The organism is Candidatus Aeolococcus gillhamiae, assembly GCF_016464765.1.
GTDB classification, from domain to species: domain Bacteria; phylum Chloroflexota; class Dormibacteria; order Aeolococcales; family Aeolococcaceae; genus Aeolococcus; species Aeolococcus gillhamiae.
This window is the reverse complement of the sequence record NZ_JAEKNS010000063.1, coordinates 1-20,553: the sequence shown is the minus strand read 5'-3', so window position 1 is coordinate 20,553 and position 20,553 is coordinate 1. Positions and strand designations below refer to the sequence as shown.

The 20,553-nt window shown below is 69.2% G+C and carries 22 protein-coding genes and 1 tRNA gene; 4 read left to right on the top strand and 19 right to left on the bottom strand.

Going from position 1 to position 20,553, the window contains the following annotated elements:
- From dnaJ to lepA, 10 genes are all read right to left on the bottom strand, one after another.
- On the bottom strand, positions 1 to 1,110 hold the full coding sequence (gene dnaJ / locus JF886_RS05660) for a molecular chaperone DnaJ (RefSeq protein WP_337310447.1): 1,110 nt from the start codon (positions 1,108 to 1,110) through the stop codon (positions 1 to 3).
- Positions 1,110 to 1,616 carry a nucleotide exchange factor GrpE gene (gene grpE / locus JF886_RS05655; protein ID WP_337310445.1) on the bottom strand — a complete coding sequence of 169 codons (507 nt, stop codon included), beginning with the start codon at positions 1,614 to 1,616 and terminating at the stop codon, positions 1,110 to 1,112. Before grpE ends, dnaJ begins: the two co-directional genes overlap by 1 nt.
- Positions 1,617 to 1,645: 29 nt before the next feature.
- On the bottom strand, positions 1,646 to 2,689 hold the full coding sequence (hrcA, locus tag JF886_RS05650) for a heat-inducible transcriptional repressor HrcA (protein ID WP_337310443.1): 1,044 nt from the start codon (positions 2,687 to 2,689) through the stop codon (positions 1,646 to 1,648).
- 61 nt (positions 2,690 to 2,750) lie between these two features.
- A complete protein-coding gene (locus JF886_RS05645; RefSeq protein WP_337310441.1) occupies positions 2,751 to 2,942 on the bottom strand; it encodes a hypothetical protein in 192 nt (63 codons plus the stop codon).
- 134 nt (positions 2,943 to 3,076) lie between these two features.
- Complete coding sequence (hemW, locus tag JF886_RS05640) at positions 3,077 to 4,249, bottom strand: radical SAM family heme chaperone HemW (protein WP_337310439.1); 1,173 nt, start codon at positions 4,247 to 4,249, stop codon at positions 3,077 to 3,079.
- A gap of 53 nt (positions 4,250 to 4,302) precedes the next feature.
- Positions 4,303 to 6,330, bottom strand: a complete 2,028-nt coding sequence (locus tag JF886_RS05635) for a pilus assembly protein TadG-related protein (protein ID WP_337310437.1) — start codon at positions 6,328 to 6,330, stop codon at positions 4,303 to 4,305.
- Entirely contained in the window at positions 6,327 to 6,962 is a 636-nt protein-coding gene (locus JF886_RS05630; protein ID WP_337310435.1) for a TadE family protein, read from the bottom strand. The genes JF886_RS05635 and JF886_RS05630 overlap by 4 nt, the downstream gene beginning before the upstream one ends.
- Positions 6,963 to 6,964: 2 nt before the next feature.
- Positions 6,965 to 7,501, bottom strand: a complete 537-nt coding sequence (locus tag JF886_RS05625; protein ID WP_337310433.1) for a TadE/TadG family type IV pilus assembly protein — start codon at positions 7,499 to 7,501, stop codon at positions 6,965 to 6,967.
- A gap of 190 nt (positions 7,502 to 7,691) precedes the next feature.
- On the bottom strand, positions 7,692 to 8,291 hold the full coding sequence (locus tag JF886_RS05620) for a hypothetical protein (RefSeq protein WP_337310430.1): 600 nt from the start codon (positions 8,289 to 8,291) through the stop codon (positions 7,692 to 7,694).
- Positions 8,292 to 8,392: 101 nt separating this feature from the next.
- Positions 8,393 to 10,201, bottom strand: a complete 1,809-nt coding sequence (gene lepA / locus JF886_RS05615) for a translation elongation factor 4 (RefSeq protein ID WP_337310429.1) — start codon at positions 10,199 to 10,201, stop codon at positions 8,393 to 8,395.
- A gap of 126 nt (positions 10,202 to 10,327) precedes the next feature.
- Between lepA and JF886_RS05610 the strand changes: the two genes are divergently transcribed.
- Together JF886_RS05610 and JF886_RS05605 are read left to right on the top strand one after the other, a co-directional pair.
- A complete protein-coding gene (locus JF886_RS05610; RefSeq protein ID WP_337310427.1) occupies positions 10,328 to 11,593 on the top strand; it encodes a patatin-like phospholipase family protein in 1,266 nt (421 codons plus the stop codon).
- Positions 11,590 to 11,772 carry a hypothetical protein gene (locus tag JF886_RS05605; protein ID WP_337310425.1) on the top strand — a complete coding sequence of 61 codons (183 nt, stop codon included), beginning with the start codon at positions 11,590 to 11,592 and terminating at the stop codon, positions 11,770 to 11,772. Before JF886_RS05610 ends, JF886_RS05605 begins: the two co-directional genes overlap by 4 nt.
- On the opposite strand, the gene JF886_RS05600 is transcribed toward JF886_RS05605, so the two are convergent.
- Genes JF886_RS05600 through JF886_RS05580 form a run of 5 tightly spaced genes read right to left on the bottom strand, consistent with a single transcriptional unit; the run spans position 11,769 to position 16,428 of the window.
- Positions 11,769 to 12,812, bottom strand: a complete 1,044-nt coding sequence (locus JF886_RS05600) for a magnesium chelatase ATPase subunit I (protein WP_337310423.1) — start codon at positions 12,810 to 12,812, stop codon at positions 11,769 to 11,771. The genes JF886_RS05605 and JF886_RS05600 overlap by 4 nt on opposite strands.
- A gap of 42 nt (positions 12,813 to 12,854) precedes the next feature.
- Positions 12,855 to 15,023, bottom strand: coding sequence for a magnesium chelatase subunit D family protein (locus JF886_RS05595; RefSeq protein WP_337310421.1), 2,169 nt, complete (start codon positions 15,021 to 15,023; stop codon positions 12,855 to 12,857).
- Between the two features lie 40 nt (positions 15,024 to 15,063).
- The gene (locus JF886_RS05590) at positions 15,064 to 15,459 is read right to left on the bottom strand and encodes a hypothetical protein (RefSeq protein WP_337310419.1); all 396 of its coding nucleotides are present in this window, start codon (positions 15,457 to 15,459) and stop codon (positions 15,064 to 15,066) included.
- Positions 15,456 to 16,019 (bottom strand): DUF3501 family protein, encoded by a 564-nt coding sequence (locus JF886_RS05585; RefSeq protein WP_337310417.1) that lies wholly within the window; start codon positions 16,017 to 16,019, stop codon positions 15,456 to 15,458. The genes JF886_RS05590 and JF886_RS05585 overlap by 4 nt, the downstream gene beginning before the upstream one ends.
- Before the next feature lies 1 nt (position 16,020).
- Positions 16,021 to 16,428: a ferritin family protein gene (locus JF886_RS05580; RefSeq protein ID WP_337310415.1), complete on the bottom strand. Its 408-nt coding sequence runs from the start codon at positions 16,426 to 16,428 to the stop codon at positions 16,021 to 16,023.
- A 301-nt stretch (positions 16,429 to 16,729) separates the two neighbouring features.
- Here JF886_RS05580 and JF886_RS05575 point away from each other — a divergent pair, with 301 nt between their 5' ends.
- Together JF886_RS05575 and JF886_RS05570 are read left to right on the top strand one after the other, a co-directional pair.
- A complete protein-coding gene (locus JF886_RS05575; protein WP_337310413.1) occupies positions 16,730 to 17,140 on the top strand; it encodes a thioredoxin family protein in 411 nt (136 codons plus the stop codon).
- A gap of 29 nt (positions 17,141 to 17,169) precedes the next feature.
- On the top strand, positions 17,170 to 18,366 hold the full coding sequence (locus JF886_RS05570; protein ID WP_337310410.1) for an acyl-CoA dehydrogenase family protein: 1,197 nt from the start codon (positions 17,170 to 17,172) through the stop codon (positions 18,364 to 18,366).
- 7 nt (positions 18,367 to 18,373) lie between these two features.
- Here JF886_RS05570 and JF886_RS05565 read toward each other — a convergent pair whose 3' ends face one another.
- From JF886_RS05565 to JF886_RS05550, 4 genes are all read right to left on the bottom strand, one after another.
- Positions 18,374 to 19,024: a JAB domain-containing protein gene (locus tag JF886_RS05565; protein ID WP_337310408.1), complete on the bottom strand. Its 651-nt coding sequence runs from the start codon at positions 19,022 to 19,024 to the stop codon at positions 18,374 to 18,376.
- Positions 19,025 to 19,068: 44 nt separating this feature from the next.
- A complete protein-coding gene (locus tag JF886_RS05560; protein ID WP_337310406.1) occupies positions 19,069 to 19,476 on the bottom strand; it encodes a hypothetical protein in 408 nt (135 codons plus the stop codon).
- The gene (locus tag JF886_RS05555; RefSeq protein WP_337310404.1) at positions 19,437 to 20,450 is read right to left on the bottom strand and encodes a DUF4234 domain-containing protein; all 1,014 of its coding nucleotides are present in this window, start codon (positions 20,448 to 20,450) and stop codon (positions 19,437 to 19,439) included. The genes JF886_RS05560 and JF886_RS05555 overlap by 40 nt, the downstream gene beginning before the upstream one ends.
- Before the next feature lie 28 nt (positions 20,451 to 20,478).
- Positions 20,479 to 20,553: transfer RNA gene (locus JF886_RS05550), tRNA-Asn, on the bottom strand.

Genomic DNA, 20,553 nt, shown 5'->3' with positions numbered 1-20,553 from the left:
TCAGCCGCGCAGGGCGTCCTTGAGGGAGTCGAAGAACCCCTTGCGCACGTCAGCGGGCCTTCCCTCGCGCTGGCCAAGCTGCTCGTACAGCTCGCGCTGCGCTCCGGTGAGATGCGTCGGCACCGCGATGTGCACGACGCAGAGCTGGTCACCGCGGCGGCCACTGCGGACGTGCGGCACGCCCATCCCGGAGATCTTCACCACCTTGCCGTGCTGCGTCCCGGCGGGCACGTCCACCTCGTGCTCCCCATTGACGGTGGGCACGGTGATGCGGTCGCCGAGCACGGCCTGGGGAACGCTGATCGCCAGCTCGTAGAGGAGGTCCTGGCCGCGCCGAACCAGGTGAGGGTGTGCAGCGATGCGGAACCCGACGTAGAGGTCACCACGTGACCCACCACGCGGTCCGGCCTCGCCCTGGCCGGCGTAGCGGAGAGTGACATCCTCGTCGACTCCAGCAGGGATGGTGATGTCGAGCTTCTGGCGCTCGTCCACCCGGCCCTGCCCGCGGCAGGTCGGGCACGGCTGCTCGACGATGCGTCCCTCACCACGGCAGCGCGGACAGGCACTGACGTTGACCATCTGCCCGAAGATGCTCTGCACGCTGCGGCGCACCTGTCCGCTGCCGCCGCAGTCCGGGCACTGTGTGGCCTGAGTCCCCGTCGCGGCGCCGCTGCCGTTGCAGTCCGTGCAGGACCCCCTGCGCGGGACCTCGACGGTGCGGCTGGCGCCGAACACCGACTCCTCGAAGGTGATCTCGACGTTCATGCGCAGGTCCGCGCCCGGCTGCGGACCGGTCTGGCGGCGACGACCGCCCCCGCCGAAGAACATGTCGAAGAGGTCGAATGCGGAGTCGAAGGAGAAGCCACCGAGGTCGGGCATCCCATTGGCGGAGTGCCCGAAGGTGTCGTACCGTTGCCGCTTCTGCGGGTCGCTCAGCACTGAGTACGCCTCGCCCACCTCCTTGAAGCGCTCCTCGGCCTGCCTGTCGCCCTGGTTGCGATCGGGGTGGAACTGCATCGCCAGCTTGCGGTACGCGGTCTTCAACTCCGCTGCCGTGCAGGTGCGCTCGACCCCGAGCACCTCGTAGTAGTCCCGCTTGACGGTGGCCACTACGCCCGTCCCGTGGTGGCAGGATGGGCGACGCGCACCAGCGCAGGGCGCAGCACCCGGTCGTGCAACCTGTAGCCGCGTTGTACCTCGTCGACCACAGTGTCAACGTCGACGTCGCCGCCCCCGACGCTGCTGATCGCCTCATGCAGAGATGGATCGAACGGCTGTCCCACGGCGTCGATGGGCACAACGCCGAGCTTCTCCAGGGCCGCCTCGAACTCGCGAACCACCAGCTCCAGGCCGCTCACGAAGAAGTCCTCGGTGCCGGCCTCGGCGGCGTGCGCCACAGCGCGGCGCAGGTTGTCGAGCACGGGCAGGAGCGCCCGCGCCGCGTCCTCACTCGCGTAGCGCGAGCGATTGGCCAGCTCCTGGGTCTTGCGCCGGCGGAAGTTCTCGAAGTCCGCGGCAAGACGCAGGTAGCGCTCGTCGGGTTCGGCAGTGGATGCCGACGGCGCCGCCTCGACGGCGACGTCGGCATCCATGTCGCCGTCGTCAGCGCGCGGCACCGATGGCTCTTGCTCTATGTCCTCGGGGCTCATCGCAGCGCGCGGCTCAGCGAGTCGCCGACACGGGTGGCGACATAGCGGACGCGCGGCGCGACCTGGGAGTACTGCATGCGCGTCGGCCCCAGCACGCCGAGCGTGCCCCAGCGCTGCTTGTCGACCCGGTACGTAGTCATGACCAGGCTGCATTGGCGCAGCTGTTCAAGCCCGGTCTCGCGACCGATCATGATCTGGGTGCCGTGGCCGGTTTCGATGGCCGCGAGCATCTCCCCTAGGACGCGTTCCTCCTCGAGCAGGTCGAGCACCTCCTGGAAACGCCCCACGTCGCCGAACTCGGGCTGGTGGAGCAGGTTGCGCACCCCGTCGTGCACCACCAGTGTGTCCTGGCCAGAGTCGACGGACTCCATCAGCCCCGCGATCGCCGCAGCGATCTCCGCCCACAGTGAACCGGCCGGTTCCGCGCCGGCGGAGATGCTCGCCACCTGCCGCGAGTCCGCACCCTCCAGCGCAGCATTGAGGCGCTGCGCCAGCCCGCTGAGCTCGCCCTGCACGGCATCGCGGCTCAGCGCGATCGGCTGCTGGCGGATGAGGTTGCCCTCGAGCACCACGAGCACCAGCACGTGACGCGGCTCTAGGGAGATGAGGTCCAGGTGCTTGAGCCGGGCGCCGAGCGCGCGTGGCCCGGTGACCATGCTGACCGCGTCGGTGGCCAGCGCCAGCGCGCGCGCGGCAACCTCGAGCGTCTCCTCCAGGCCGCCGGTCAGCTGCGCAAAGAAGGGATCCATCTGGCGGCGCACCGCCACCGGCACCAGTTCTTCCTCCATGAGGAAGTCGACGTAGTAGCGGTACCCGAGGTCCGATGGCACCCGCCCCGCCGAGGTGTGGGGCTGGAGCAGGTAGCCGACGTCGACGAGGTTGGCCAGGTCGTTGCGGATCGTCGCCGACGACCACGAAGCCAGGTGGATCGCCAGGGCGTGGGAGCCGACCGGGATGCCGGTGCGGGTGTAGTCGGCGACCACCGCCTTGAGGATCTGCTGCTTTCGCGCGTCCAGCGGGATGGGGACGGGTGTCTCCAACGCGCTCTCCTTCGCCGACGCCCGCTCCGGCGGGTTGATTAGCACTCCTTACGGTCGAGTGCTAAATGGTACCACGGGCAGGCGCGACTGGCTCGAGTCGGGGATCGTTGCGCAGCGACGCGCGCAGCAGCTCGAGCACCTCGCGTGCCTTCCACGGCTCCATCGCCGTGGCCGTCGACAGCGACAACCCGGCGCGCAGAAGCTCGGCGATGACCAGCGGCGGCGGCGGCTGATGGACGGGAAGGCGGCTCATTGGCGGCAATCGTGATCAATTCCGCGCCAGACTTCCAGTGCCGCGGATACATCGTGACCGCGCTGTCGGCGGTGGCCCGACCCGTCGGTCAGCGCGTTACAGCGGCACCACAGCCGCGCCAGCGAAAGCGACGGTCAGGCCCCGTGCGTGGCGAGCCGCAGCGCCACCTGGTTGAGCACATCCTCGCCGCGCGAGGTGACGGTGGCCCGCGCTCCGTTCAGCTCGAGAAGGCCCGCAGCGGCGAGCTCGCGCGCCTCGCTGATGACTCCATCGCCCTCCAGGCGCACGCCCTCACGCAGGCGTAGGCCGAGCATGATCGACTCCTCGCTGCGCATGCCGGCATCGACCCACTCCAGGCTGCGGAGCGTCAGCGGCTCCGCCGCGCGGTCGGCGACGTAGGCGCGGATGTCGCGGCCGTGCTCGTAGCGGAAGGCGAGTGCGCCGGGCCCGGCCTCGAGCCCGAATGCCGGAGCGAGCGTCGCAGGGAGGTGGCCGTGGGCGCCGACGCCGGCTGCCGCGTAGTGGCCGTTGCGCCAGTACACCAGGTTGTGCGCGCACTGCCGGCGGTCGCGCGCGAAATTGCTCACCTCGTACTGGGCGTAGCCGGCGCGCTCGAGTGTCTCCACCGCGATGCGGTGTTGGCGGAGAGCGATCTCTGGATCGACGACACGCACCCGTCCCTCAGCGACCGAGCGGTGCAGCGGGGTGCCGCTCTCGACGGTGAGCTCGTAACAGGAGATGTGGTCGGGACCGGCTTCGACGACGCGCTTCAGGGACTCGGTCCAGCGCGCGTCGTCGAGCCCCGGCACCGCGTAGATGAGGTCGGCGCTGACGTTGTCGAAGCCGGCCGCGCGCACCTCGCGCACAGCCGCGAGCGCTCGGTCGGCATCGTGAACCCGGCCGAGGAAGGCGAGGATGTCGGCGTGGGTGCTCTGCACACCGACGCTGACCCGGTTGAATCCGGCGGTGCGCCACGCCCGCGCCCGCTGCGCCGACGAGCTCGACGGGTTGACCTCAAGCGTGATCTCCGCGTCGGGCACGATGTCGAACCCGCCGAGCACCTCGGCCATCAACTCCCTCATCAGGGTCAGGTCGAGCAGCCCGGGCGTCCCGCCCCCCACGAACACGGTGCGCAGCGGCTGGCCGCCCAGCACCATGGCAAGACCGCGGACCTCCGCACGCAGCGCGGCGATGTACTCATGCTGGCCTCGCGCGCCGGCCACGGACACGAAGTCGCAGTACTCGCACTTCCTCTCACAGTACGGGATGTGCAGGTAGAGGGAACTGACGCCTGGGTCGGCCAGCACACGGCCACTGTACGTCGGCGACGCCGAACGGCGAGCTGCTCGAGGCGCTCCTTCTAGAGGAGGTGCACCGGCGAGTTGGCGTAGTTGACGGCGATTGTGAAGGTGTCGCTCGCTGTACCGCTGGTCAGAGAGTAGTGAAGCTGCCAGTACCCGTTGCCACTGGTCGAGGGGGTCGTGCTGTAGCCGCCGGCGTAGTTGGACGGAATCTGCAGCTGGAAGAGCAGCCAGTGCCCGTTGAAGAACGTGGCGGGGCGTCCGCAGCTGTTGGTGATCGGGTACGTGTTGATCAGCGCCTGGTTGGTGTTCGGCTGAAGCGTCGACGAGGCGCACGAGTCAGCGGTGTTCACCACGGCTGGCAATGGTGAGACGTTGCGGCTCATCCCGAGGTCGTAGATCGGGACGCCGGACGTCGTCGAGAACAGGCAGCCACCCTGGCCGGCACCCCCGCAACTCTTGTCGTCCGGGTTGAGGATCGAGATGGCGTTCTGGCCACTGACATCGCCCGGGTCGAAGATGTAGAAGTTCACGGTCTGGCCGGCGTAGTCGGCGGGGAGGCTGAACAGCGGGACCGAGAACCCGCCGCTGCCTGAGGTGATGATCGGGGTATACACCGCGAGCTCGTCGAGCGCGGACACCTGGCAGTCGGTGCACTGGGTGCCACCCGAGTAGGCCAGCTGGACGGCGTAGCCTTTGTGTGCGCGCGAGCACTTGGACGCACCGGAGTCGTCAGCCGGACGCAGGCCATTGTAGTCGAGCATGTCGACACGCAGGCGATACGACGTGGTGGTCGATGCGGTCAGCGGCGTGCTGAGCGTCTTGACCACGTGGAAGACGTTGTAGGTTGTGCCGCCCGAGGTCCAGGACGCCGATGCCGCCGAGGGCGCGCCCACGCTGACCCAAGAGTGGTACACGTAGTCGCGCACGTAAGCGAACGCGGTGGCGTTCGAGGTCGCCGAGAGCGTCTGGCCGTTGGCGACGTCCACGATCGAGGACACCGCGCCGCTAGTGATGGTCACGTTGAGAGGGTCGACCCAGATCTGGCTCAGCGGGACGTCCTGGGTGTGGTCGAAGCGGTCGACCACCCTGAAGACGGTGTATTCCATCGCGGAGTACTGGTCCGTGAAGGCGTTGCCCGAGAAGCTGCCGTCCTGTTCGTGCAGGTTGTATGCGCCGCCGGAGGGGTTGAAGCCGCCGTCAGGCGCGAATGCCGGGTTGTACACGAGTGGGTACGAGCCGGTTGTGGGTACCTGGAGCGTGAAGTTGTAGCCGCCACGCTCAGGCAGCTTGTTCACCCCTGCCCCGGTGAGCGTGCCATCGGAGACGTCCGTGGGTGACGGGGTCATGTTGGCGGCCAGGGCGTGCGTGTCGGTCGAGGGGCCGTAGGGATTCGGCGCGGGATCGGTGGTGACGCCGGAGCCGCACGAGAACGTCGTGTCCTGGTTGTACGGGTCGTACGCGTCACCCTCACTACGGGGGTTCCCGTAGCCCTCGGAGCGGAGGAAGTAGTAGTTCCCCGACACCCCGAGGTTGCCGACGCTGCTGCCCAGCTGGGCGCCGGGCTGGCCGAGCGAGATCGGCGGCAGGAAGAAGGCGGTGTCGCTCGCGGTCACCGCGTGGTCGCCGAAGCCGAGAACGCGCAGGAAGGTCGGCTGAACCCAGGCCGTCACCTGCACGGTGAGCTTGTTGTCGGCGCAGGGGTTGGTGACGGTGCCATCGCAGGTGGCCGGGTAGCGCGACACCTTCACCGAGACCGTGTGACCATTGACGGTGCTGCCGTTCTTGAGGCCGTCGCGGGCGGTGGCGGCGCAGGCCGCGGCCGCGGCAGTATTTGCGCAGTTCGCTTCCGGTGTCGTGCCGGTGATCCCCGCATTGAGGCCAGAAGGCATGTAGGGCACCCCGGCCAGCGCGGCGGCGGCCGCCGCGCGCTCGGCGCCGTTGTAGGAGAGGAACGCCATGCCGGCGTCAACGGCAAGGCCGGTGGCGGCGAAGAGCACAACGACCACCAGCGCGAAGATGGGCATGACCTGGCCCTTGCTGGACTCACGCCTGGGATTCCGGACGCGCGGGTGTCGTCGGTTCATGATCCGGCCTCGGTTGGCGCGAGGCACATCACTGCGTAATTCGATGCCTGCGCGTTGAAGAAGTTGATCGGCGCGGACGCCTGGAAGTGGTAGAGGATGCGCACTCCGACGGCGAGCTCGTTCGGGTGCTGCTGGGTGCGCAGGTTGAGGGTGTAGTTGTTGGGGCCGGGGTTCTGCAGGGTCCACGCTCCGCTCACCAGCTTGTACACGTCCACCGGGTCGCCCGTCTGGTATTTGCCGGCGATGTTCCCAGCGTCGCTGCACACGCTCGACGCGGACGTGCAGCTGCCTGACACCGCGCACGGGTCGTAGATGTCGATCTCATCGATCGAGGTGATGTTCTGCAGTCCCTTTGCAACAGTGGCCACGGTGGTCACGATGTCCTGGTCGACCGCGCATGGGTTGGTCGTGCTTGCCCCCATGCAGGTGGCGGTCAGCGGGTTGCTCGACCCGTAGCCGTAGTTGCCGATCTCGGCGCCGAGACGGCTCCCGGCCCGGGTGGCCTGGCCGGCGACATTCATGTCCGAGATGAACGATCCCGCCGTGTAGACGCCCATGAAGAGCATCAGGCACACCGGCAGCACGAAGCACAGCTCCACCGCCGCCTGGCCTCGCTGCCGTCCTCTCCTCATCATCACGTGCCCGGCGCGTTCTGCGGCTCGAGCCGGAACGTCTTCGTCGTGGTGAGGTTTGCGGTGCCGGCCACGCCGGTGAGGAATTTGTAGGAGTAGTAGACCTTCAGGCCGACAAAGGAACTCTGCCCGTTGTACACGTTACGGTCACTCGGCGGCCAGGGGACCGTGCTCGAGGTAACCGCCCCGCCCGCGCCGATCAGGTACACGTTGACGCACGCGCCTCCGCAGTCGGTCTGGATGGTGGGTGTCCCGTCGCTGTTGGTCGAGAAGCCGTCCCCGGTCGCGTTGGTGACAATCTCTTCGATGTCGACGCGGGTGACGTTGATCAGCGAGGTCGTTTCCAGCCCCGGCGATGCGGCCATCCGCGCCAGGGCGGTGGTGTCCGCGGTCGACACCTTGCCGAGGCCCGCGATCGCGTTGCTCCCCACGGTGGTGGCCTGGTCGACGGCGTTGATGCTGTAGAGCAGGAAGCCGCCGTCGATCATCGCGAAGATGGTGAAGAAGAAAACCGGCGCGACGATGGCGAACTCGACCATGCCCTGGCCCCGCTGACGGCGTCGTCGGGTTGGGGACGTGAGTGCAGGACGGAACCGCGCCAAGCGCATGGGCCACATCATCCGGGCCGCCACCGTCGCAGCCGCCGGCATCAGGGGAGTTGTTACAAGCGCTTCGCAACCGCGTGAGCATCTCGGCAACCCCGGCCCTGCCAGAGTAGCGGACCGCCCGCTACCGCCTTGGCTGGGCCTTGCGCTTCGAGGTGGCGGGGCGGCTGGCGGGGTTGCGACCGGCGGCCTTGGGCGCGGCCGAAGCCGCCCCTGTGCGCCGCTGCATGCGTGCCCTGGCGCGGCGACCCGGCGTGCCGAGCAGGCGGCTGAACCCCGGGTAGAGGGTCACCGTCGCGAAGAGGGCGACGACGTCGGAGAGGGCAATGAGCAGGCCGTCGCTCAGCTTCAGGTTGCGGATGAACTGATCGGTGGACACCGATGCGTTCGCCGGGTGCACGAAGACGGTGCTCAACATCAGCGAGAGCAACGCGTACATCACGCCGAGCGACAGCGACTCCAGGAGGCGCAGGTTTCGTGCCTGACCGGTGAGCCGCCGCGCCAGCGGCATCATCACCACGCACGCCACCACAAGGTACTGGGGCTGGAAAAAGAAGACGTCGATGATCAGGGGGTTGGTGTGCGAGGTGAGGTTGATGACCACACCGATGGGCAGCTGGAGCAGGAACACCAGCCCGAGCAGCGCCAGCATGCCCCTGCCCGTCCAGGGCACGTCTCGGGCATCGCTCGCCGCCGCGGGGGGCCGCCGTCGCGTTGGGGTCACCGGCTTGATCGCGGGGGCCGGCTCCGGCGCCGGCGCGGCATCGACCGTGACAGGAACGGTCCTCGTGCGGGCGGCGCGGCGCCGCTTACTCGCGGGCACGGCTATTCGTCCAGCTTGAGGACGGCCATGAAGGCCTCCTGCGGGATCTCGACGTTGCCGACGCGCTTCATCCTCTTCTTGCCCTCCTTCTGTTTCTCGAGCAGCTTGCGCTTGCGGGTTATGTCGCCGCCGTAGCACTTGGCGAGGACGTCCTTGCGCATCGCCGAAACCGTCTCGCGGGCGATGATCTTGCCGCCGATCGCTGCCTGGATGGGGACCTCGAAGAGCTGGCGCGGGATCAGCTTGCGCAAGCGCTCGGCTAGCCTGCGTCCTTGGAAAGCCGCCTTGTCGCGATGGACGATCATTGACAGCGCGTCGACGCGCTGGCCCCCGACGAGGATATCGAGCTTGACCAGCTTCTCAGCCCGAAAGCCGGTGATCACGTAGTCGAGCGAGGCGTAGCCGCGGCTGCGCGACTTGAGCTGGTCGTAGAAGTCGTGGATGATCTCGCCGAGCGGCAGGTCATAGATGAGCGCGACACGATCGCCGGGCTGGTACTGCATGTCGAGAAGCTCGCCGCGGCGTTCCTGGCACAGCTCCATGAGCGGACCGACGTAGTCCTTGGGCACGAAGATCGTCGCCCGCGTCCGCGGTTCCTCGATCACGTCGATGTGGGCGGGGTCGGGGAGCATGGCGGGATTGTCGACCGCGACCATCTCTCCACTGCGCAGGCGCACCCGGTACTCGACCGTCGGAGCGGTGGTGAGCAGCTCGAGGTCGAACTCGCGCTCCAGACGCTCCTGGACGATCTCCATGTGGAGAAGGCCGAGGAATCCGCAGCGGAAGCCGAAGCCCAGCGCCACCGACGACTCCGGCTCGTAGACCAGCGAGGCGTCGTTGAGGTTGAGCTTGCCGAGCGCCTCCTTGAGGTCCTGGACAGCGTCCGAGTCGATCGGAAAGATGCCCGCGAAGACCATCGGGGTGACGGTCCGGTAGCCGGGCAGCGCCTGCCGCGCAGAGTGCGCCGCGTCGGTGACCGTGTCGCCGACCTTGCTGTCGCGCACGTCTTTGACGGAGGCGACCACGTAGCCCACCTCGCCGGGGCTGAGCGAGCCCGTCGACGTCATCTGCGGCCGGAAGACGCCCACCTCATCGACGATGAAGTCCTTTCCGGTGGCCATCATGCGGATGCGCTGCCCCTGGCGGATGACGCCGTGCATGACGCGCACGTACACGATGACGCCCCGGTAAGCGTCGTACTTGCTGTCGAAGATGAGCGCCTGCAGCGGTGCATCGACATCGCCGGACGGAGGTGGCACCCGGGCCACGACCGCCTCGAGGATCTCGTCGATGCCGATGCCCTGGCGGGCGCTGGCCAGCAACGCGCCGTCGCCGGGCAGGCCGATGACGTCCTCGATCTCCCTGCGCACCAGCTCGGGGTCGGCGGCCGGGAGGTCGATCTTGTTGATCACCGGGATGATCTCGAGGTTTGCCTCGAGCGCGGCGTACACGTTGGCGAGTGTCTGCGCCTCGATCCCCTGCGAGGCGTCGACGACAAGGAGTGCCCCTTCACACGCTGCCAGCGAGCGCGAAACCTCGTAGGCGAAGTCGACATGGCCAGGCGTGTCGATGAGGTTGAGCTGGTACGTCCAGCCGTCAACCGCCGGGTAGTCGAGACGCACCGCCTGTGCCTTGATGGTGATGCCGCGCTCGCGCTCGAGGTCGAGGGTGTCGAGCAGCTGGTCCTGCATGTCGCGCATCGCCACGGTGCCGGTCCGCTCCAGGAGTCGATCTGCGAGCGTGGACTTGCCGTGGTCGATGTGGGCGATGATGCAGAAGTTGCGGATCAGCCCGAGGGCATTGCTGGACACGAGCGGCCATGCTAAGCGAAGGAGGAACTGCGTTCCCCCTTGGCACTCCGCCCAGCCACGCTGGTCTCAGGATTAATGCAGCAGAAGCGTTGCACCGTGCCGCGCCCGCTCCAATATGATCCGGCCATGCCCACCCGGAGGCGCGTGACCAACGGGCGCCTCGTCGCCCCCGACCCCACCGGCGGAAAGCGGGCGCTGGTGCTCTGCGGCGGGGGCATCACCGGCCTGACCTACGAGATCGGGGCGCTTCGCGCGCTGGACGACCTCCTGGTGGGGAGCAGCGTCAACGACTTCGACATCTACGTCGGCACCAGCGCCGGTTCGATGATCGGAGCCCTCCTTGTCAACGGCATCACGCCGACCGAGATGGCGCTGGGGCTCGAAGGCACCAATCAGATGCTGCGCCCCCCGTCGCGATGGGGCATCTACAGGCCGAACATCGCCGAGGTCGCCGGCCGGGTCGCCAAGCTGCCACGCCTCACCCAGGAGATCGTGTGGGAGCTCGCTCGTCACCCCGGCAAGCTCAACCCGGTCGACATCCTCGGCATGCTCAGCCCCCTCATCCCCTCTGGGGTCTTCAGCAACACCGAGCTGGTGCGCTTCCTCGAGCGCCTGCTCACCCGCGAGGGGTTCAGCAACGATTTCCGCGACCTGCAGCGGGAGCTGCACATCGTGGCATGCGCGCTGGACTCCGGGCAGCGGGTTGTGTTCTCGCGGTTCAACGCGCGCGCCCACGTTCCCATCTCCCTGGCGGCGGCGGCAAGCAGCGCCGTCCCGATGCTTTTCCGGCCGGTGCGCATCGAAGACATCGACTACGTCGACGGCGGCATCAAGGGCATCTCCGCGATCGACGTCGCGGTGGACCGCGGGGCCACCCTCATCGTCGCCATCAACCCCATCGTCCCGGTCGATACCCGCAACCTGAGCCCGCCCGAGGGCATGCGTGGGCTCGTCGGCGACCACCTCGCCGACATGGGCATGCGCGGCGTCTACAACCAGGTGTTCCGGGGCATGCTCCACGACGGGCTGCTCGACCACATCAAGTTGGTGCGTCACAACCATCCCGACGTCGACATCCTGCTCATCGAGCCCCGGCCGGACGACGAAAAAATGTTCTTCCACGAGCTGATGTCCTACAGCGCCCGGTTGATGGTTCTCCAGCACGGCTACGAGTCGGTGAGCAACGGTCTCTATGACACCTGGGGATACCTGCGCCGGATCCTCCCTAAGCACGGTATCCACATCTCGCGGCGCAACATCGAGCGCAAGCCGGTGAGCGTACCGGTGGCCAGCTACAGGACGCCCAACCTGCTACAGCGGCTGATGCGACAGACGGTGTTCGCGCGCCGCCCCTTCCTCTCCCTCGTCGATGACGAGGACGAGGCTGTATGACCGAGCAGGGTCATCCGGGCAACCAGGAGGTCGAGAAGGCCGGCGGAGCGCCCGTCGAGGAGGGGCCACCGACCACGCCCGAGCAGGCGCTCGACCAGGAGCAGAATGACGAGGGCGCCGAGCAGCGTCTCGACACCGGCCAGCACGGGCACGAGCCCGACGACGGCGGGGCGGCCTAGGCCTCCTCGCGGCCGACGGCGCGCCGCATGACCTCGCCGAGGTCGACGTTGCGCTTGGTGCCGGCGACCGAAGGCTTGACGCGGTGCGCGAGCACCGCCGGCGCGACCCGCTCGACGTCGGCTGCGGTGGCGCGGTCGCGGTTCTCGTAGGCCGCCAGGGCCTGCGCACTCTTGCGGGTCACGATGTCGGCGCGGTGGCCGTCGACCTCGAGCTCGATGCCGAGGGCGGCGATCCCGACGAGGATGTCGCGGTCGATCTCCACGTCGGGAAGGGTCCGGATCGCCCGCGCGATCCTCTGTGCCTCGGCGTTCTCCTGCGAATCGAAACGCTGCGCGAAGGCCTCAGGATCCTCCTCGAACTCCTCTCGTCGCTCGACGATCTCCACGCGCTGGGCCACGTCGTGGATGCCCGTGACGTCGACGCACAGGCCAAAGCGGTCGAGCAGCTGAGGTCTGAGGTCACCCTCCTCAGGGTTCATGGTTCCAACCAGGATGAAGCGGGCCGGGTGCGACACTGACACGCCCTCGCGCTCGACGGTGTTAAGACCCATCGCGGCGGCGTCGAGAAGCACATCGACGATGTGGTCGTCGAGCAGGTTCACCTCGTCGACGTAGAGGATGTTGCGGTTGGCCTCGGCAAGCACGCCCGGCTCGAAGCGCTTCTCGCCGGTCTTGATCGCCGCCTCGATGTCGATGCTGCCCACCACCCTGTCCTCGCTGGCGTTGATGGGCAACTCCACCACGCGCATCTGGCGGAGCTTCCGAGGCAGCTCCTCGCCTGCCGCGCTGCGCGTGCTGCAGTCGAGGCACTGCTGCTCGCCCGGATCGGGTGGGCAGCCGAACTGGCAGCCCACGACGACGTCCTGTTCGGGGAGCAGGCGGGCGAGCGCGCGCACCGCCGTCGACTTTGCTGTGCCCTTCTCGCCGCGGATGAGAACGCCACCGATGGCGGGGTTGATGGCGTTGAGGACGAGCGCCTCGCGCATCGGCTCCTGGCCGACGATGGCGGTGAACGGGAAGACGGAGCGACCGACCTGCATGACCCGATTGTCCCTGTTTGTCGCCGACTCGCGGCGCGGCGCTCAGCGCGCGCGCAGGCTGCGTTCCACCCCGGCGAGGATCGCGCCCTGGCTCAGGTCGTACAGCCCCAGGTACTCGCCTCCCGACCGCTCCGCCAGGTCGAGGCAGGCGTTGAAGCCGTACCCGCCGCTGAACAGCTGCGACCGCGCCGGGCGCGCCGGGCCCCCGACGGCGGGCAGCGGCTTGGCGCCGATGTGGTCGCGAGCGGAATCGATGACCAGCATGCGCACGCGCTCGGCGCCGATCTGTGCGGCCAGGCGCTGCGCCTCGAGCAGCGGCTCCTCGCCGAACAGCGAGATGTTGCCGCGGCCGTCGCTGATCAGCACCATGAGCGGGTACACCGAGGAGTCGCGGAGACGTTCGGTGCGGACCACCTTGAGCCCCGCGACCAACCCGTGCGTCAGCGGCGTGGTACCGCCGACCCCCAACCGCTGCAGCCGTTCCTCCGCCAGGTCGACGCTGGACGTCGGCTGCAGGATGACCCGGGCGCTGCGACCCGAGAACACCACCAGCGACACCTTGTCGCGGCGGACGTAGGCGTCACGCAGCAGGGAGAGCACGGCGCCCTTGGTAGCCTGCATGCGCTGTTCGGCGTCCATCGATGCGCTGGCGTCGACGACGAAGACGATGAGCGTCCCGGTGCGACGCCTGCGCACCTTCTGGCGCAGATCCTGGCGCTCCAGGTGCAGCACCGGTGCATCGACCACGCCCGCCGCCACCGCCTCGTCGCGGCGCCGAAGCTGGTGTGGAGCGGCGGCGCGAACGGTGGCATCGAACGCGACGTCGGACGTGTGCTCGGTCTGTACGGCGCCCACGTACCGGCCGCGACGGTCCGGGCTGCGCGCCTGGCTGCGCTTGCCGGCGGCCTTGCGGCTGCGACGGTCGCGCGGGAGGCTGATCTTGCGAACCGGGAACAGCTCGCCCGAGTACAGCTGCGGAGGGCCTGACGCCGTCGACTCGGTGCCACGCGCCTGGTCGCCGTGGGAGGCACCCTCTCCCTGCTCCGCCGACGTCGTGGACTCCTGTGGGATCTCGCTGTCCTCCGACTCCGCGTTCGAGTCCGACTCGCCCGCCGGCGTCTCGGTGTTCTGGCGCATCTCCTCCATCCGTTCGCGCGCCGCCTCGACGGGCGACGGTGCGCTGCTGCCGTCCGAGGGATGGTCTCGGCGGCGATGCGCCAGGGCCAGGTCCGCCGCGGTGACCACGTCGGCGGCGCTCACCATCAGGTCCTCGATCGCCGTAGCCGGGTCGGTCGAGCCCGCAGCCTCGAGGGCCTCGGCCTCGCGCCAGGCGCAGATGGTCTGGGCGGTGCGGCTGATCACGATGTCGGCGCGATGCCCGACCGCTCCCGCCTCGATGCAGATGAGCGCGATGAACTGACGCATGGACCTGCTGACGCGGACCAGCGGCAGCAATTCGGTGGCGCGGGCGATGATGGCGCGGAGCCGTTCTTGGTCACGATCCTCGTCGGGCGAGGTGTCCTCGGCGGCCCGACGGTCCCGCTGCATCACCCGCACGCGGTCCTCGAGCGCCTGCAGGCCGCCGACGTCGACGCACAGCCCAAAGCGGTCGAGCAGCTGCGGGCGCAGCTCCCCCTCCTCCGGGTTCATGGTGCCGACCAGCATCAGGCGGGCCGGGTGCGACAGCGACACACCTTCGCGTTCCACGGTGTTGACACCCATGGCGGCCGCGTCGAGGAGGACGTCGACGAGGTGGTCGTCGAGAAGGTTGACCTCGTCGACGTAGAGGAGGTTGCGGTTGGCCGCGGCGAGAAGCCCGGGCTCGAATCGCCGCTCGCCTCGCTTGATGGCCGACTCGACGTCGATGCTACCGACCACCCGGTCCTCGCTGGCGTTGACCGGCAGCTCGACGACACGCATGGGCCGCGACACGCTGTGCAGGGTCTCGCCCGCGTGCGCTCGCGCCGTGCACTCCTCGCACCACAGCGCCGGCGCACCGGGGTCACAGTGGAAGCGGCAGCCGGCGACAACGGCCACGTCGGGCAGCAGCACCGCCAGCCCGCGCACCGCCGTCGACTTGGCGGTGCCCTTCTCCCCGCGGATGAGCACGCCGCCGATGGCCGGGTTGACGGCGTTGAGGAGCAGCGCCTGCTTCATGGTGTCCTGGCCGACCAGCGACGTGAAGGGCAGGACTCCGGCGCGTTCAGTCATCGCAACCATTCTCGCAGGGGACGGCAGTTCCCCCCTCGCCCTAGCAGGTAGCTTCGAGTCGGTAGTCGAACGCGTCTCCTGGGGTCACCAGAAGCAGGTCACCGCCTCTCAGCAGCAGCACCCGCCAATCCGCGGAGTTCCCGAGGTCGCGGCCCGCGGTCGACGCGGGGTGGGGGCGCCGCTGCACCTGCACGTAGGTGCTGCCGAGGTAGCCGATGGCCGCCGGCGCGTCGTTCGGGTATTGGACGGTTATGGCACAAACTCCGGGAGCCGTGGTCTGGAACGCCAGCACCGAGGTGTCCGGGTGGGCGTGAACCCAGGCGGGTTGCGACGTGGTGTCGCCACAGCCGGCCAGCACCACCGTCAGCACGGCGGCGACGAGCATCGGGACGATGCCGGCACGGCACACCCGCGGTGCGCCGTGCGCTCCGCTCACCCGCGCAGGTCGGCGCCGATCGCGCGTCCCTGGTCCGCGCTCAACGTGATCGACGTCCGGCAGCCCTGATGGTCCGCGCCGGCCGCCACCGCGGCGCCGCCGAGCAGCGCGGCGCGCTGCCCGTCGTCGAGCGCGAAGAGAAGGTGAAAAGCCCCTGAGCCGCTGTCTGCCGGGTGGGGTCGGCCGGCGACCCGGCGTCCTGCCACCTCGAGGTACACGGTGTCCTCGACCCCGCTCAGCTCGCCGAGGCGCTCGGCGAGGGCCACCGGGTCGGCGACGTCGACATACAGGGTCGCGGCGAGGTCGTGCCCGCCACCCGTGAGCACCGAGAAAGCGTCCGCCTCAGCGGCGATCCGCTCGTGGTGGCTGGTTCGCTCGGCTCGAAGCGACTCCTCGAGCGCCAGGCGCACCGTCTCGCGGCTTTCGAAGACGAGGACCAGGTCGGCACCGAGCGCCACCCTGCGCTGCTCGGCGCTGGACGCGAGCTCGGCGCGGACGGCAATCCGCTCGGACTCGTACGCGGGGCCGATGCGCACCTCGCCGGCCGCGAACCGCTCCACTTTAGAGATCCATTGCCGCGGCGCGGCGGAGCACCCCGAGGTGGACGGACTCGGCGTCGACCAGGCTGTCGAACCAACCGGCCGCGTCGCTCATGCCTGCGGCGCGGGCCCCCGCGGCAAGCTCGGTGTAGCGCTCGACGGCCCGGCCCTCCACCTCGATCACGGCGGCAAGGTCGCCGGCCGCGTCTCCCCCGCCGGCCAGCGGATCACCGGTCTCCTCGAGGAACTCGAGATGGCCGAACGCTTGGCTGATCTCGCCGTCGGCGATGGAACGGAGGACGGCGGCGATGTCGGCGCGACCCTCGACGTCGGCGCGACGAGCGTAGAAGAGGCAGCGCACCACGCTCTCAGCCTCCCGAGCGAATGCCTCGCGCAGCTGCGTTCCGATGTCGTACTTCTTGGCGGGCACCGCTGAAAACCCTCTGGTGGCGTTGGGCTGTCGCGGTGGCGAGCGTACCCGCTCCGGCCCATGCGCCGGCAGTCCGAGAAACCCGACCATTCCAGTACCCTTTTCGCGATGGTCATCGTGGCCGCCAGCGTCGCCGCGGTGCTCGGCCAGCTCACCGTCGCCTGGTCGCTCGGCTGATCGTGATCGCGCTCGCGTTCCTCAACTTCGCCTTCGACACCTGCGTCGCCTGCATCGTGTGCCCGCAGCTGGTCCGGGCGGGTCTCCTCCCGCTGACCCGACGCCGCGCCGCCGCCGGCTGACGATGTCACCGCTGATCGCGCCCCTGGCCGCGGTCGCGGCCTGGGTCGCGCTGGCGGCGCAGCGTCGTCTCGTCGGCAGAGCAGTCCTGGGGACGTCCACGCGGAGCCACCTCGGCGAGCTGCCCGACATCCTGTACGTCACGGGCGCGAACTGCACGGTGTGCCACGGCGCCCAGCGACCGGCTCTGCAGCGCCTGCGCAGCCTCCTCGAGGACGTGATCATCCGTGAGATCGATGTCGCGTGTGAACCCGCCTGGGCGCAGATGTACCGCGTGATGACCCTGCCGACGACAGTGGTGCTCAGTCGCGACGGGCAGACGATCGCCGTCAAAGTGGGCTTCACCTCGGAAGCGGCGTTGCGCGACCAGATGCGGACCGCTCGTCGATCGTCGACGGCGGCCGCACTCGCCTGAGCCCCCCGGCGGCGTGGTTCAATCTGGCGGTGACCACGAACCAGCCCCGACAGGCACCCGCCTCGTTGCCGAGTTCGAGCGACCTCTACAGCGTCGACGACCTGCTCAGCGACGATGAGCGCCTGGTCAGGGACACGGTGCGCTCGATGGTGCGCGAGCGCGTACTGCCGATCATCGGCGACCATTTCGAGGCCGCCACCTTCCCGCGTGAGCTGATCGCCGAGCTCGCCGGGCTCGGGCTGCTCGGCATGCATCTCAAGGGCTACGGCTGTGCGGGCGCCACCGCCGTCGCGTACGGCGTTGCCTGCGAGGAACTGGAGGCGGGAGACAGCGGACTGCGCTCGTTCGTGTCAGTGCAGGGATCGCTGGCGATGTTCCCGATCCGCGCCTACGGCAGTGAGCAGCAAAAGCAGAAGTTCTTGCCAGAGATGGCCGCAGGGACCATGGTGGGCTGCTTCGGGTTGACCGAGGCTGATGCTGGCAGCGACCCCACCGCCATGCGCACCACCGCGACGCGCACCGGCAGCGGGTGGTTGCTCAACGGGAGCAAGATGTGGATCACCAACGGGTCGGTGGCCGACGTGGCTGTGGTCTGGGCGAAGACCGATGACGGCGTGCGCGGGTTCCTCGTGGAGCGCGGTACGCCCGGCTTCACTGCGGCGGATATCCATCGCAAGCTGTCGCTGCGCGCGTCGGTGACCAGCGAGCTGCACTTCGACTCGGTGGAGCTGCCGGAGAGCGCGATGCTGCCCGATGTCAGCGGGATGCGCGGTCCGCTCTCCTGTCTCAACGAGGCCCGCTACGGCATCGCCTGGGGGGCCATGGGCGCCGCGCGCGCGTGTTTTGCGGCCGCCGTCGAGTACGGCAAGACGCGTCGAATGTTCGACCGCCCGATCGGAGGTTTCCAGCTCACCCAGGCCAAGCTCGCCACCATGGCGACCTCGCTGGTTCAGGGCCGGCTGGTGGCGCACCGCCTGGGGACCCTCAAGGATCAGGGGCGGCTGCACCCGGTGCAGGTGTCGCTGGCCAAGCGAGCCAACGTGCGCGCCGCCATCGACATCGCCCGCGAGGCGCGCACAATCCTGGGCGCCAACGGCATCACCCTCGAGTACCCGGTGGTGCGCCACATGAACAACCTCGAGTCCGTCCTGACGTACGAGGGGACGGAGGAGGTGCATACCCTCATCCTCGGCAAGGCGATCACCGGCGAGGACGCGTTCTCCTGACCCACGCTCAGGCCGCGGTCACCACGTCCCATCCCTCCACTTCGCGGAAGGAGTGATGACCGCGCGCCGCGACGATGATGTGGTCGAGCATCGGGATGCCGACCAGCGCAGCGGCGCTGCGGAGCGCATCGGTCACCTGCCGATCGGCTCGCGATGGCGCGGGATCCCCGGATGGATGGTTGTGCGCCACCACGAGCGCGGCTGACCCGGCACGCAACGCCGGAGCGAGCACGTCGCGTGGTGCCAGCCGGGAGCTGTTGATCGTGCCCACCGCCACGGTCTCGCATGAGATCGGTCGGTGGCGAGCGTCGAGCATGAGCACCCACACCTGCTCGCGGCAGGCGGAGCGCAGGCCGCCGAGCAACAGCACCGCCTCCCGAGGCGATGTGATCGCCGGGCGGTCGTCAGGAAACCAGCGCTCCGCCAGCTCCCAGACGGCGGCCAGGCGCAGGGCACGGTCCGGCGTGACGCCGTGCTCGCGCACCAGCCCAGCGGCGCCGAGCACGCGACGCTCCCAGAGCGGAAGCCGGGCGACCGTCGCAGCGCACCGCGCGACCGCAGGCGATGGCCGAGAGCCGCCCAACACCTGGGCGATCAGCTCGGCATCGGTCGGTTGGCCCGCCAGCTCCTCGCCGGCGCCGAACGTGCTTCTGCTCACACAAGGTAGTGTAACACACTGATTTGTGTGAGCAGGCCGTTTTGCTAGTGGCAGGCCAGCACGAGCCCCAGCACCAGGATGACGACGAGCACGACGGCGATCCCGACACCCGCGTAGGTGCTGTCCAGCAAGGTCCCCAGCCTCGCCGCCGTTCCGGCCGGCCCCGGCAGGTCCGACGGAGGCGGCGGCGTCCCCCCGGTGTCGAGCCGGTGGGCGGCGTCGATGCTGAAGATCGCCACCCGCCCGTCGGCGTCGTCGGCGACGTCCATGCGGTCGACGTAGCCGGGGGTCTGCAGCGCGCTCCGCCGCCGCCTGCCCTGGCGCTCCTCGGCCCCCGACGCGGGCGCTGCGCCACCACGCCATTCCGGGGGTGGTGGCGGTGGCGGGGGTGGCGGCGGCGGGTCGAGGCTGCTCAGAGCGAGAGGCGCCCCGACGGTGCCACGGCATCCCACACTGCGTTGAGCCTGCGCTGGGCCACTCCGAGGAGCACCAGGCCACCGATCACTGGGATGGCGAGCAGCATGGAGCTGCCTACCGCCCTCACCTGCCGGTCGGTCGTCGTGCCGACGTGCTCCTCGACACAGCGCAGTCGCTCGAGCGTCATCACCACCGCGACCACGCTGAACGGCACCAGGAGCGTGAGGTACGGGACCGCGACCAGGCCGGCCAGCAAGAAGTAGGACTGGCCTGTGGTCACGTGCGAGGCGAGCGGCAGATGGACGGACAGCCGCTCGCCGACGATCAGCGCCGCCCCCGCGACCGTGCTGACCAACCCGATCACCCAGGGGACGGCAACTGCGACGGCGCTGCGCATGGGCCGTGAGTGGAGCTTCGGGTCGAACTCCTCGAGCTCGCGGTTGATACGGTGGTGCCAGATCAGCGCGTAGACGCCGAGCGTCACCGCCGACAGCAGGGCGACGAACAACGGGGATCGTCCGCGCCCGACGGGCCCGAACAGCGGCTGCGGTCGGTCCGGGGGGGCCGTGGGCGCCACCAACTCTGTGGCCGGGGTGAAGGGCAGCTCGACCTGGTTGCGGTCCGTCGGCGCGAGCGACGGTTCGACGCGCGCGCCACGCCCAGCGCCGTCTCGGAACGACCACACTGGCAGCGCATCCGCGGGGGGACTCTGGAGTGGAGGCGCGCCACTCGCGATCCGACCGATCTCGCCGGCGGCGCGCCCGTCGACAGAGGTGGACGACGCGACCCCGACAAGGACAGGGACCTCTGCCTCGTCGCCCAGTTGGGCTCGGAGCCCGGCAGTCCGCCCCACAAGCTCCACATCGGACGCGCCCGCGTCAGTGCGCTCCGCGACGCTGGGGATGGCGGCAGCGGCGGCGCTGCGGGCTGTTCGCTCTTCGAGCGGAGCAGCAGCGTCTAGCGGATCGAGGTCTGGCCCTGGTGTGTTGCGTGCTGGAGCGTCGGCCATGGTGTGTCGTCCCCTTCGAATGTGGCGATGGCTCCGGGTACTGGATTCGAACCAGTGACCTTGCGGTTAACAGCCGCCTGCTCTACCGCTGAGCTAACCCGGA

Bases quoted from the DNA above. Each gene is read 5' to 3' on its own strand.
- JF886_RS05595 (WP_337310421.1), bottom strand. From the start codon at position 15,023: ATGACTGAACGCGCCGGAGTCCTGCCCTTCACGTCGCTGGTCGGCCAG.
- JF886_RS05555 (WP_337310404.1), bottom strand. From the start codon at position 20,450: ATGGCCGACGCTCCAGCACGCAACACACCAGGGCCAGACCTCGATCCG.
- JF886_RS05645 (WP_337310441.1), bottom strand. From the start codon at position 2,942: ATGAGCCGCCTTCCCGTCCATCAGCCGCCGCCGCCGCTGGTCATCGCC.
- JF886_RS05635 (WP_337310437.1), bottom strand. From the start codon at position 6,330: ATGAACCGACGACACCCGCGCGTCCGGAATCCCAGGCGTGAGTCCAGC.
- JF886_RS05600 (WP_337310423.1), bottom strand. From the start codon at position 12,812: ATGCAGGTCGGTCGCTCCGTCTTCCCGTTCACCGCCATCGTCGGCCAG.
- JF886_RS05630 (WP_337310435.1), bottom strand. From the start codon at position 6,962: ATGAGGAGAGGACGGCAGCGAGGCCAGGCGGCGGTGGAGCTGTGCTTC.
- JF886_RS05625 (WP_337310433.1), bottom strand. From the start codon at position 7,501: ATGGTCGAGTTCGCCATCGTCGCGCCGGTTTTCTTCTTCACCATCTTC.
- JF886_RS05575 (WP_337310413.1), top strand. From the start codon at position 16,730: ATGTCACCGCTGATCGCGCCCCTGGCCGCGGTCGCGGCCTGGGTCGCG.
- JF886_RS05605 (WP_337310425.1), top strand. From the start codon at position 11,590: ATGACCGAGCAGGGTCATCCGGGCAACCAGGAGGTCGAGAAGGCCGGC.
- JF886_RS05610 (WP_337310427.1), top strand. From the start codon at position 10,328: ATGCCCACCCGGAGGCGCGTGACCAACGGGCGCCTCGTCGCCCCCGAC.